This is a genomic window from Embleya sp. AB8, assembly GCF_049739465.1.
GTDB lineage: Bacteria > Actinomycetota > Actinomycetes > Streptomycetales > Streptomycetaceae > Embleya.
On the sequence record NZ_JBMHHY010000004.1, the window covers coordinates 243,252 to 254,699 of the forward strand.

General features: G+C 73.6%; 10 protein-coding genes. 4 read left to right on the forward strand and 6 right to left on the reverse strand.

The genetic code is table 11. The features are described from left to right. Window positions 1-38: 38 nt before the first annotated feature. Window positions 39-1,853, forward strand: coding sequence for a dipeptide ABC transporter ATP-binding protein (locus ABIA38_RS07780; RefSeq protein WP_424637708.1), 1,815 nt, complete (start codon window positions 39-41; stop codon window positions 1,851-1,853). 45 nt (window positions 1,854-1,898) lie between these two features. Here ABIA38_RS07780 and ABIA38_RS07785 read toward each other — a convergent pair whose 3' ends face one another. After that, window positions 1,899-3,116, reverse strand: coding sequence for an MFS transporter (locus ABIA38_RS07785; RefSeq protein WP_424637709.1), 1,218 nt, complete (start codon window positions 3,114-3,116; stop codon window positions 1,899-1,901). 85 nt (window positions 3,117-3,201) lie between these two features. Next, window positions 3,202-3,681 (reverse strand): RrF2 family transcriptional regulator, encoded by a 480-nt coding sequence (locus tag ABIA38_RS07790; protein WP_424637710.1) that lies wholly within the window; start codon window positions 3,679-3,681, stop codon window positions 3,202-3,204. A gap of 128 nt (window positions 3,682-3,809) precedes the next feature. On the opposite strand from ABIA38_RS07790, the gene ABIA38_RS07795 reads away from it, so the two are divergent. Beyond that, window positions 3,810-5,132 (forward strand): FUSC family protein, encoded by a 1,323-nt coding sequence (locus ABIA38_RS07795; protein WP_424637711.1) that lies wholly within the window; start codon window positions 3,810-3,812, stop codon window positions 5,130-5,132. Window positions 5,133-5,165: 33 nt separating this feature from the next. Here ABIA38_RS07795 and ABIA38_RS07800 read toward each other — a convergent pair whose 3' ends face one another. Both ABIA38_RS07800 and ABIA38_RS07805 read right to left on the reverse strand, forming a co-directional pair. Then, window positions 5,166-5,849 (reverse strand): response regulator, encoded by a 684-nt coding sequence (locus tag ABIA38_RS07800; protein WP_424637712.1) that lies wholly within the window; start codon window positions 5,847-5,849, stop codon window positions 5,166-5,168. Continuing rightward, window positions 5,846-7,099 carry a histidine kinase gene (locus tag ABIA38_RS07805; protein ID WP_424637713.1) on the reverse strand — a complete coding sequence of 418 codons (1,254 nt, stop codon included), beginning with the start codon at window positions 7,097-7,099 and terminating at the stop codon, window positions 5,846-5,848. Before ABIA38_RS07805 ends, ABIA38_RS07800 begins: the two co-directional genes overlap by 4 nt. A 205-nt stretch (window positions 7,100-7,304) precedes the next feature. On the opposite strand from ABIA38_RS07805, the gene ABIA38_RS07810 reads away from it, so the two are divergent. Beyond that, window positions 7,305-8,012: a rhomboid-like protein gene (locus tag ABIA38_RS07810; RefSeq protein ID WP_424637714.1), complete on the forward strand. Its 708-nt coding sequence runs from the start codon at window positions 7,305-7,307 to the stop codon at window positions 8,010-8,012. Here ABIA38_RS07810 and ABIA38_RS07815 read toward each other — a convergent pair. Both ABIA38_RS07815 and ABIA38_RS07820 read right to left on the reverse strand, forming a co-directional pair. Then, a complete protein-coding gene (locus ABIA38_RS07815; protein ID WP_424637715.1) occupies window positions 7,973-8,644 on the reverse strand; it encodes a response regulator in 672 nt (223 codons plus the stop codon). The genes ABIA38_RS07810 and ABIA38_RS07815 overlap by 40 nt on opposite strands. A 53-nt stretch (window positions 8,645-8,697) precedes the next feature. After that, window positions 8,698-9,966: a sensor histidine kinase gene (locus ABIA38_RS07820; RefSeq protein WP_424637716.1), complete on the reverse strand. Its 1,269-nt coding sequence runs from the start codon at window positions 9,964-9,966 to the stop codon at window positions 8,698-8,700. A gap of 285 nt (window positions 9,967-10,251) precedes the next feature. Here ABIA38_RS07820 and ABIA38_RS07825 point away from each other — a divergent pair, with 285 nt between their 5' ends. Then, window positions 10,252-11,154 carry an AAA family ATPase gene (locus tag ABIA38_RS07825; RefSeq protein WP_424637717.1) on the forward strand — a complete coding sequence of 301 codons (903 nt, stop codon included), beginning with the start codon at window positions 10,252-10,254 and terminating at the stop codon, window positions 11,152-11,154. The last annotated feature ends 294 nt before the right edge of the window (window positions 11,155-11,448 follow it).

Consider the following 11,448-nt stretch of genomic DNA (forward strand, 5'->3'; position numbering starts at 1 on the left):
GGCCGCGACGACGGGCCGAACCGAGAAAGGCGGACGGCATGACGACCGTCGACACCACCGTGGGAACCGAACGCGAGCCGGAACAGGCGGCCCGGGCCGCGGTGTTGCGGGTCGACGGCCTGCGCGTGGAGCTGGCCGGGACCGGCGCCGATGTGGTCGCCGAGGTGGACTTCGCGGTGGCGCCCGGCGAAATCGTCGCGGTCGTCGGGGAGTCCGGCTCGGGCAAGACCACCGTGGCCACCGCGCTGCTCGGCCACGCCCGCCGGGGCGCGACGATCACCGGCGGCCGGGTCCGCCTGGCCGACACCGATCTGCTCGCCGCCGGACCCGACGAGCTGCGCCGGCTGCGCGGGACGCGGATCTCCTACGTGCCGCAGGACCCGGCCACCGCACTCGACCCGGGCCGGCGGATCCGGTCCCACCTGGCCGAGGTGCTCGCCGTACACCGACCCGAACTCGACCGTCGGGCCCGGCGGTCGGCGGTCGCCGCCGCGCTGGCCGAGGTCGGTCTGCCCGCCGACGATGCGTTCGCCCGGCGTTTCCCGCACCAGTTGTCCGGCGGGCAGCAGCAGCGTGTCCTGCTGGCCCTGGCCTTCGTGCTGCGCCCTCGGGTGATCGTGCTCGACGAGCCGACCACGGCGCTCGATGTCAGCACCCAGGCCCGGGTGTTGGCCACCGTGCGCGAACTGTGCCGGGCACACGACGTGGCGGCGGTGTACGTCTCGCACGACCTGGCGGTGGTACGGCACCTGGCCGATCGGGTCGTGGTGTTGTACGCGGGTCGGGTGGTCGAGGAGGCACCCACCGCCGAGCTGTTCGCAAAGCCTCGACACCCGTACACCCGGGGCCTGTTGGCGGCGGCCCCGGACGCGGGCGAGCGCCGTACGCCGACCGCGATCCCGGGCCGCGCGCCGCAGCCGGGCCGACGCCCGTCGGGCTGCGCGTTCGCCCCCCGCTGCGCCTCGGCGACGCCGACCTGCGCGACGGCACCGACCCTGAGCGGCGACGCCCGTCGGGTGTCCTGCCACCACCCGGTCGGCCCGGCAGCCCCGGTGGACGTCGAACCGCCCATCGCCATCCCGCCGTTCGCGGGCCCGGTCGTCCTGGAGGCCTCGGGCGTACACGCCGGCTACGCCGGTCGATCCGTGCTGCACGACGTCTCGGTGCGGCTGACCGCCGGGGCCTGCGTCGCGGTGGTCGGCGAGTCCGGCTCGGGCAAGACCACGTTCGCCCGTGCCCTGGCCGGACTGGGCGAGCCGACCGCCGGCACCCTGCACGGGCACGGCGAGCCGCTCGCGTGGCCGGCCGCCGCGCGGCCGGCGCAGGCGCGGCGCCGGATCCAGTACGTGTTCCAGAACCCGTATCGGGCGCTCAACCCGCGCCTGACGGTCCGTCGGACGCTGGCCGCGCCGATCCGGCACTTCTTCGCCCCGGGCCGTGAGGAGACCGAGCGGCTGGTCGTGGAGGCGCTGGCCCGGGTGTCCCTGCCCGCCGGCACGGCCGACGCCCACCCGCGCGAGTTGTCCGGCGGCGAGCGGCAACGGGTGGCCATCGCCCGGGCGTTGGTCTGCCGGCCCGAGGTGCTGATCTGCGACGAGATCACCTCCGCGCTGGACGTGTCGGTCCAGGCGGCGATCCTCGACCTGCTCGCCGGGCTGCGCGCGGACGGCCTGGCCGTCCTGTTCGTCACCCACGACCTGGGCGTGGTCCGCACGGTGGCCGACGAGGTGACCGTGCTGGCGGCCGGCCGGGTGGTCGAGCACGGCCCGACGGCCGAGGTCCTGGACCACCCGACCCACCCCTACACCCGGGCCCTGATCGCCGACTCGCCGCACCACGGCATCGCCGGCTGAATCCGCCCCGCGACCGCCGAGGCCGGCGGCGGTCGCGGACCGCCCTCAGCCGCGCCGCCGAGCGCGCCCGCGCCGGGTCGTGCCGAGCAGGAACAGCCAGGCCACCAGCGCGATTCCGGCGCCCATCAGGTACATCGTGGCCGCACTGCGCGCCAGCGCCAACCCGCCGAGCGCGCTGCCGAGTGCGATGCCCAGGTAGATCCCGGACGAGTTGAGCGAGACCACCAGCGGCACCTCGTGCGGCGCCGCCGCGATCAGGCGATGTTGCTGCGCGGGTGTCTGCGCCCAGGACGCCGCGCCCCACCCGAACCACAGCGCGCCCACCACGACGATCGGCGGATCACCGGCCGCCGGCCCGCCGAGCACGGCCAGCGCGGCGGCCATCACCGGATAGGTCACCGCCAGTACCCACACCGGCCCCCGCCGGTCGGTGGCCTGCCCCGAACCGAAGTTGCCAAGCACCGCGCCCGCGCCGTACAGCACCAACATCCACACGACCGAGGACCCGGTCACCCCCACCGCCGCCAACGCGGGCGAGCTGTACGCGTACGCCGTATACGCGGCGGTCATCCCGAGCACGGTCAGCGGCAGCACGGTCAGCACGCCGGGGCGGCCGAGGACCGCGAGTCGGGCCCGCAGCGGCACCCGCTCGGCGCCGGGCAGCGCGGGCATGATCAGCCGCACCGCGACCGCGATCAGCAGACACAGCCCGGCCACCCCGGCCAACGCGATCCGCCAGCCGGTCAGCTGCCCGACCAGGGTGCCGAGCGGCACGCCGAGTGCGGTCGCCGCGGTAAGCCCGCCGATCACCGTGGCCAGCGCCCGGCCACGCAGTTCGGGCCGAACCAGCGCCGCGCCGACCGCACCGGCGTTGGGGGTGAAGGCCGCCGCACCGGCCGCGGCGCACACCCGCGTACCGATCAGCACCGGCAGGTTCGGCGCCAGGGCCGAGCCGAGGTTGGCCACCGCCAGGACCAGCAACGCGCCGACCAGCAGTCCGCGCCGGGGCAACCGCGCGGTGGCGGTGGCCAGGAGCGGCGCGGCCAGTGCGTACGCGATCGCGAACACCGTCACCGACTGCCCGGCCGCGTTCTCCGACACGTCCAGCGACGCGGCCATGGCCGGCAGGAAGCCCGCGACGACGAAGGCGTCCGTACCGACGGCGAAGGTGCCCAGGGCCAGTACCAGGATCGCGATCGACCCGCGGGACGCCGCCGGCTCCGGTGGGGCATCGGGCGGATGGGTGGTCGAGGTGTGGGACATGTGGCCTCCCCGTGGAGTCGATTGGTCGGGACATTCGATATCCCGATTGAGGTCGAAAAAAAGTCGCGCACCGCGGCCGGCCCGCTCAGCCCGCCATCCGGGCATACCTGCGTCGGGCCCGGGCCGCCGCCGCCGGCGGGGCCGCCGCGAGGGCGTCGGCGAGGGTACGGGCGGCCAGTTCGCGGCGATAGACCAGTTCGGCCCGACGCATCAGCGTGGTCACGCCGCACGCGGCGCGGAACTCGGCCGCCGCCGGGTCCACCCCGTCGCCGCGCTGCCGGATCTCGGTGCAGCGGAACAGGTCGTCCGGCCCCTCGACCGCCACCACGACGTCGAGCAGGGTGATCGCCTCCGGCCGCCGGGCCAGGCCGAACCCGCCGCGCGCGCCGGCGCTGGAGGTCAGGAGGCCCGCCCGGACCAGCGCCTGGAGCCGCTTCTTCAGGTAGGCCGGCGGCAGCTCGAACCACGCGGCCAGCGTCGCGGTCGACACCGGCCCCTCCTCCTCCAGCCAGGCCAGCACCAGACAGCAGTGCAGCCCCCACTCGACACCCTCACCCATGCGCATGATCGGGATATTACACATCCCGATTGGCGCCGTCCTGGTGCGCCTCCTCCGGTGCATCGCTCCGAGATCGGGCATACCAGGGAAATCCGCCCGCATCGCAACGGCCGAGAAACCCGGAAGGGAGTCGCATGCCGTCGGAAGTCGACCTCACGGCCGCACTGAGTCGGGTCAAGGAGACCGAGACCTCGCTCGTCGGTCAGGTGCTGCGCACCACGGTCGCCGCGGTGACCTCCTATGTCGCCGCGCTGCTCCTGGTGGGCGCCGACCCGCAGCCGATCCTGGCACCGCTCACCGCGCTCCTGGTCGTCCAGGTCACCTCGTACGCCACGTTCACCACCGGTGTGCAGCGGGTGGCCAGTGTCGTGTCCGGCGTCCTGATCGCGGTGTTGTTCAGCGCCGCCGTCGGGCTCAACTGGTGGAGCCTGGCCCTGCTCCTGCTCGCCGCGCTCGGCCTGGGACACCTGATCCGGCTCGGCGACTCGATCAACGAGGTGGCGATCAGCGCGATGATCGTGCTCGGGGTCAGCCAGGTCGCGGACACCGCGTGGGACCGGGTCGCCGAGACGCTGATCGGCGCGGCCGTCGGGATGGTCTTCTCGCTCGTGCTCGCCCCGCCGGTGCACGTGCGGCCCGCGAACGAGGCGGTGATGTCCGCGTTCGACGCGCTGACCAGGCTGCTGGACACGATGGCCCGCGAGATCGACGACGACATCGCGCACGAGCGGGCGTACGGCTGGCTGGAGGAGGCCCGGCGGATCGACCGGGACATCGTCCGGGTCGACGCGACGTTGTCCACCGCCGAGGAGGGCACCCGGCTCAACCCGCGCGGACGCCGGGCCACCGTTCGGGTACTGGCCCTGCGCAGCGGCCTGGACACCGCCGAGATCAGCGCGGTCGCGCTGCGTCTGGTGTGCCGGGCACTGAGCGGACTGTACGCACGCGGGGAGCACGACGAACCGGCGCACACCGAACTGCCGCCGGCCACCGCCCAGTCGCTGCGCAGCCTGTTCCACTCGCTGGCCGCGCTGTTCGCGGCGTACGGCCACCTGGTCGTGCTGCACGGCCAGGATCGGCCCGAGGACTCCGCGCGGGCCGAGGACCGGTTGCGCGCGCGGCTGGCCGAGGCGGACGCGGACCGCTCGCGCACCGAGGCGATCCTGCTCGCCGACTCGATCGCCAATCCGGACCGCTGGGAGCTGTACGGCACGCTCCTCGCCGCCGTCGACAAGCTGGTCGACGAGACCCGCCCCGCCGGCACCCCCGGGGATCTGGGCCGGCGCGTCGAGGAACGCCGCCGCCATCTGGCCGAGGAGCGCCGCCTGCGCGCCGCCGTGGCCCGCCCCGGCTCGGCGATGCGCGAGCGCATCCGCCGCGTGATCGCCCCCACCGACCGCCTGCTGCGGGTCCCGCGCCGGCTGCACCGCCATACGCTGCGCCGGCGGCGGAGGTAGCCGAGGCAAGCCGAGGTAGGCGACGCCGGACGGTCAGGCCGGCTCCCGCCTCGGTCCGCCGGCCAGGCCGGTTTCGTAGGCCGCGATCACCAGTTGGGCCCGGTCGCGGGCGCCGAGTTTGGTCAGCAGGCGGCTGACGTGGGTCTTGACCGTGCCGACCGTGACATACAGTTCGGCGGCGATCTCGGCGTTGGAGTAGCCGATGGCGATCAGGTACAACACCTCACGTTCGCGTTCGGTGACCCCCGTCAGGTCGCCGTCGCCGGCCGGGTGCCAACCCTCCGGGCGGCTGACGAACTCCTCGATCAGCCGCCGGGTCACCTGCGGCGCGAGGAGCGCCTCGCCGCCCGCGATCACCTTGATCGCCGCGAGCAGTTCGGCCGGTCGGGTGTCCTTGAGCAGGAATCCGCTCGCCCCCGCGCGAAGTGCGCCGAACGCGTACTCGTCCAGGCCGAACGTGGTCAGGATCAGCACCCGCAACGACCCCGCGCCGGCCGCGCCGCCCAGCACCGCGCGGGTCGCCTCGATCCCGTCGAGGAGCGGCATCCGGATGTCCATCAACACCACGTCGGGCCGACTCTCCCCGATCAGCCGCACCGCGTCGCGCCCGTTCCCGGCCTCGCCGACCACGCTCAGGTCGGGATCGGAGTCGATCAGCGCCCGAAAACCCGCCCGGACCAGCCCCTCGTCGTCCGCGATGAACACCCGGATCGTCATGTCGCCCCCGTCTCGCTCCCGACGAACGCACCCGCGTGTGTCGGCAGATCCCGGTGCACCGGCAGGCGCACCGCGACCCGAAAGCCGCCCTCGGCCCGCGGCCCGGCGCTGACCACGCCACCGTACAGCGCGGCCCGCTCCCGGATGCCGACCAGGCCATGCCCACCCGGTGCGTCCAACTCCCCCGGGTCCCGCCCGGTTTTCACTCGCCCCACCCCGTCGTCCGTGACCTCGATGTCGATCCGCTCGGCGGTCACCGACAGCTCCAGCCGGGCCCGGGGCGTCTGCGCGTGCTTCGACACGTTGGTCAGCGCCTCCTGCACGATCCGGTACGCGGCCCGATCCACGCCGTGCGGCAGCTCGTCCACGGCACCCTCCGCCGTGACGTCGACCCGCACCCCGGCCTGCGCACTGCGGGCGATCAACCCCTCCAGATCGGCCAGCCCGCCCGGCGAGAACTCCGCCGCCTCGCGATCGCGCAACAGGCCCACCAGGGACCGCAGTTCCATCAGCGCCGAGCGGCTGGTCTCCTCGATCGCCGCCAACGCGTCGGCGGCCTGCGCCGGTCGGGTGTGGATCAGATGGTTGGCCACCCCGGACTGCACCGCGATGATGCTCAGGCTGTGCGCCACGATGTCGTGCAACTCCCGGGCGATGTCCAAGCGTTCCTCGGAGACCGCCCGCCGGGCCCGGTCCACCTGTACGGCGGCGCGCTGTTCGGCCTGGAGGCGTAGTCCCTCGCTGTGTGCCCGGCCCCGAGCGACCGACCAACCGGTGACCCAGGCGGCGAGTTGCACGGCCATCATCTGCACCGGCCAGTCGGAACTGAGCAGTGGCTTCCCCGCTTGCAGATCGACCAGCGCGGCTTCCAGTGTCTCCACCGTGACGGCCATGCCCAGCGCCCACAACGCCCGCCTCGGCACCGTCGACTGTGCCCCATAGGCGATCGCGGCCATCGCAACCCACACCAGTGCCGCCCACGGCGTCATGGTCGCCAGTGGCAGCGTCACGGAGGAGGCCACCAGCGCGGCGACCGGCGCGTAGCGGCGCAGCACCAGTGTCGCCGCGAAAGCCCAGTGCAGCCCGTACACCAGTGCCAACGGCAGGTCCAGACGCCGGGCGATCCAGTCGGCGTTCGTCGACAGGACTACGCAGAGCGCGAACGCGAACGCGACTTCCGCGGCCAGGGGCAGGCAGCGCCGCAACCGGCCCTCACGCGATGGATACGCCCGTGGCGTCGTCGGGTTCACATACCGACGCTACGCGCGCGGGCGCCTCGCGTCCTCTGCCCCCGGGCCCACTTCGCTGCTCCGCCGCACGCCGTAGCCCCGGCCCGGAGTCCCTCCTGCGACAGACGTGTTCCGGTCCGTCGTCCGCCGGACGCGCCCGCGCCCGGCCCGCTGCCAGATTCGAGGTACGCAGACCGGCCGACCCCGAGGAGTGGTCCCGATCGTCATGACCGAACCGCGCCGCCATCCCGACGAGTCGGCGAAGGCCGCCGCCATCCGGCCCGAACTCGCCCGCTGGGCCCGGTACTTGCGGGCCCACTGGTTGCCGATCGGCTTCCTGCTGTTGGCCGGGATCGTCTCGGCCGTCCAGGAATGGGGACTCGGGCCCGGGGCGCGCGCGGTGCTGGTCGACTGGTCCTCGACGAATCTGAACAACCTGCGCGGTCGGCCGATCGAGGCGCTCGTCGCGTCGGCCTTCGTGTTCGAGCCCGAGCTGTGGTCCCGCCTCGCCATCGCCGTACTGGCCCTGCTCGCCCTGGTCGACCGGTTCGGCAACCTGCGGGCCGGCCTCCTGGTAGGCGCCGGACATGTGCTGGCCACCGGGGTCAGCCAGGCGTTCCTGGCCACCCGGATCGCCGCCGGCCGGGCCCCGCACACATTGGCCGCGATGGCCGACGTCGGGCCGTCGTACCTGGTGTACACGGCCCTGTCGGCAGTGGTCCTCTACGGCCCGGGCCGCGGGCCGCGCGCGCTCGCCCTCCTGTATCTGCTCGTCAACGCGCCGGACCTGGTCGACGGGTTCACCGACGAGGACGTCACGGCGGTGGGCCACCTGACCGCGCTCCTCGTCGGCGCCCTGCTCGGCGCCTACGCCCGCCCCCGCCCACCGGCAGCTCAGGACCGCCGGCCCGGCGTCACCAATCCGGTCTCGTAGGCCAACACCACGGCCTGCGCCCGGCTGGACAGGTGCAACTTGGCGAGCGCGCGGTTGAAGTGGGTCTTGACCGTCGACTCGGTGACCACGAGCGTCTCGGCGATCTCGTGGTTCGCCAGTCCCTTGCCGACCAGCCGCAATACCTGCAACTCCCGCCCCGTGAGCGCCTCCAGGTCGGGCGGCACTTCGCCGCACGGAGCGTTCGAGGCGGCCACGTAGGTCTCGATCAACCGCCGAGTGACGCTGGGCGCGAAGAGCATGTCCCCGGCCATCACCCCGTCGATCGCGGCCAACAGCCGCTGCGGGCCGATCTCCTTGAGCAGGAAGCCGGAGGCGCCGGCGCGCAGCGCGGCATAGACGTATTCGTCCAGGTCGAACGTGGTCAGCACGACGATCCGCGGCGGGGTGCCGTCGGCCGCGGCCAGGATGCGCTCGGTGGCGACGACCCCGCTCACCCCGGGCATCCGGATGTCCATCAGGATCAGCTCGGGCCGCAACTTGGCGGCCAGGTCGATGGCTTCGGCCCCGTCGGACGCCTCGCCGACCACCTCGATCCCGGGGGCCGCGCGTAACAATGCGGCGAGCCCGGCCCGGATCAGCACCTGATCGTCGACCACCAATACCTTGGTCACCCCGTCGTTCCCTTCGTCACGTCGGTACGAGGCGACTAGTGCCGCGCCCGGCACTAGGTGTCCCCTTCGTTCCCGGTCCGCACGGCGGGCTCGGCCGGGATCGGCAGCACCAGGCCGACCTCGAATCCACCGTCGGGCCGCGGCCCGGCGGAGAGTGTCCCGCCGTAGAGCTTGGTGCGCTCGGACATGCCGATCAACCCGTGTGCGGCCACCGATCCGATTCTGCCCGAATCCGGCCGCTGTGGTGCCGGGATCGGCACACCGCCGCCGCCGTCGTCGGTCACCGTGATCCGCAACTGCCGGGGCCCGTAGTCCACCACGAGGTCCACGCGGGCCGAGCGGGCGTGCTTGAGCACGTTGGTCAGCGCCTCCTGGACGATCCGGTACGCGCACAGTTCGACGCCCGGGGACAGCGGGCGGGCCAGGCCCACCCGCCGGGTGCGCACCTCGATCCCGGCCGCCCGGATCCGCCGCACCACCTCGTCGAGGCGGGCCAGGCTCGGCGCCGGGGCCATCCGGTCCTCGGGAACCCGCTCGTGCTCCGGGTCCCACACCTCCTCGGTGTCCGCGCGCAGCAGCGAGAGCATTCGGCGCATCTCGTCCAACGCCTCGCGCGTGGTCTCCCCGATCGTGCGCAACGCGGCCTGGGCGGTGGGTGGATCGGAGTCGAGCACATACTCGGCCAGCCCCGCCTGGACCGAGATCACCGACACGTGATGCGCCACCACGTCGTGCAACTCGCGGGCGATACGCACCCGTTCGTCGGTGACCGCGCGACGTGCCCGGGCCGCCTGCTCGCGGGCCAGGCGCGCGGTCAACTGGGCGAACTGCGCGTTGCGTTCGCTCAGCCGGCGGGCCGAGACGCCGAACCAGCAGATCCCCGACGGGATGACCAGCGCCTGGGCGACGACGGTGAGCATCGAGCCCCCGTCCGCGTCCAGTCCGGCGTACAACCAGGTGGCCGACACCGCCGGAGCACATCCCGCGAGCACCCGAATCGACCGATGCGCGGCCACCGTATAGACCGCGAGCAGCACGCCGGAGGAGTTCACCACCGGCCAATAGCCGAGGCTGATGTACCAGATCTGCATCACGAGCATCATCAGCAACACCGTGACCGGCGCCCGCCGACGCACGATCAGCGGCAGATTGATCAGCACGATCAGGGTGAAGCCGAACGCGTCGGTATGCCGCCAGTTGCCCTGCGGATCCTCGCGCGCGAGCAGCACGCTGACCACGATGTCGGACAGCGCCAGGACCGCGTCCACCACGATCGAGGGGATGCTGATGGGCAGTCTGATCCACACCGGTCGGGACCGCATCGGCGCAGCGTAGCCCGCGCGGCGGGCTCGGTCATCAAACCGACGGTCCAGGCGCCATACCGCGCCGGGTGGAGATCGCCGGTGTCGCCGGACCGTCCGCGCGCCGGCGCGAGTGCGCGTCCGCGCCGGCGCGGATCGTCAGGGATCGGGCCGGGCTTTGGCAGATGTTGCCGTCGAGGTCCGGGCCGGTTCGGCGTGTACTGAACACCGATCGTTCGGCCGGAACCGGGCCGGGCGGGTGCGGATGCGGGTGCTGGTGCTGGTGTGGGTGGAGAGGTGTGCGGCGTGGCGCAGGCGTGGTGGGCGGGCGAGGATCTCGGTGGGCCCGAGGGGGTGGTCGCACGCCTCGACGGCGTGGACTACCTGGCCGGGGACGGGATCGGGACCGCCGCCTATCTCGCGCTGCGGATGGGCCGGCCGCTGCTGGTCGAGGGGGAGCCGGGGGTGGGCAAGACCGCGCTGGCCCGAGCGCTCGCCGACGCGTTCGCCGTACCGCTGTTCCGGCTCCAGTGCTACGAGGGCCTGGACGCCTCGCAGGCGCTCTACGACTGGGACTTCCCGCGCCAGATGTTGCGCCTGCGGGCGGCCGGCGCGGCGGGCGAGACCGATGCGGACACCCTGGAGGCGGGGCTGTACGACCGGCGTTATCTGCTCGCCCGGCCGGTGCTCCAGGCGATCGAGGCGGCGCCGGCGGTGTTGCTCGTGGACGAAGTGGACCGGGCCGACGACGAGTTCGACGCGTTCTTGCTGGAGGTGCTCTCCGACTTCGCGGTGACGGTGCCCGAACTGGGTCGGATCAGCGCCGAGGTGCCACCTCTGGTGGTGCTGACCTCCAATCGCACCCGCGAGCTGCACGACGCGCTCAAGCGGCGCTGCCTCTACCACTGGCTCGACCACCCCGATCACGCGCACGAGGTGGCGATCGTCCGCCGCCGGTTGCCCGAGGTGGGCGAGCAACTCGCCGAGGACGTGGTCCGCGCGATCGGCCGGCTGCGCGCGGCCGACCTGGTCAAGCCGCCGGGCGTCGCGGAGACCCTGGACTGGGCCGGCGCCCTGCTGGTACTGGGCGTCCGGGACCTGGATCCGGACGGCGCGGCCCGCACACTCGGCGCGGTACTCAAACACCGGGAGGACCTGGAGAGCGTCCGCGCGGCGGGCCTGGACCGACTGCTCACGGCGGGCGGCTGAGATGCGCGGACGTGGACCGTCGGACGCGGCCACGGGGCAGGCTGCGTCGAGGACGTCGGGCGGCTTCGGGCGCTCGGGCGGCGCGGTCGAGGTCGCGGCGGAGCCTGCGCGGACCGGAAGCCGCCCGCTGTGGACACGGCGGGCGGCTGAGATGCGCGGACGCGGTCCGTCGGACGCCGGCACGGGGCACGCTGCGCCGAGGACTTCGGGCGGCTTCGGGCGCTCGGGCGGCGCGGTCGAGGTCGCGGCGGAGCCTGCGCGGACCGGACCGGGCCTGTCGGGCTCACGACAGGT

Excerpts from the sequence above, each read along its gene's own strand:
- ABIA38_RS07780 (WP_424637708.1), top strand. The coding sequence starts at position 39 with ATGACGACCGTCGACACCACCGTGGGAACCGAACGCGAGCCGGAACAG.
- ABIA38_RS07785 (WP_424637709.1), bottom strand. The coding sequence starts at position 3,116 with ATGTCCCACACCTCGACCACCCATCCGCCCGATGCCCCACCGGAGCCG.
- ABIA38_RS07790 (WP_424637710.1), bottom strand. The coding sequence starts at position 3,681 with ATGCGCATGGGTGAGGGTGTCGAGTGGGGGCTGCACTGCTGTCTGGTG.
- ABIA38_RS07795 (WP_424637711.1), top strand. The coding sequence starts at position 3,810 with ATGCCGTCGGAAGTCGACCTCACGGCCGCACTGAGTCGGGTCAAGGAG.
- ABIA38_RS07800 (WP_424637712.1), bottom strand. The coding sequence starts at position 5,849 with ATGACGATCCGGGTGTTCATCGCGGACGACGAGGGGCTGGTCCGGGCG.
- ABIA38_RS07810 (WP_424637714.1), top strand. The coding sequence starts at position 7,305 with ATGACCGAACCGCGCCGCCATCCCGACGAGTCGGCGAAGGCCGCCGCC.
- ABIA38_RS07820 (WP_424637716.1), bottom strand. The coding sequence starts at position 9,966 with ATGCGGTCCCGACCGGTGTGGATCAGACTGCCCATCAGCATCCCCTCG.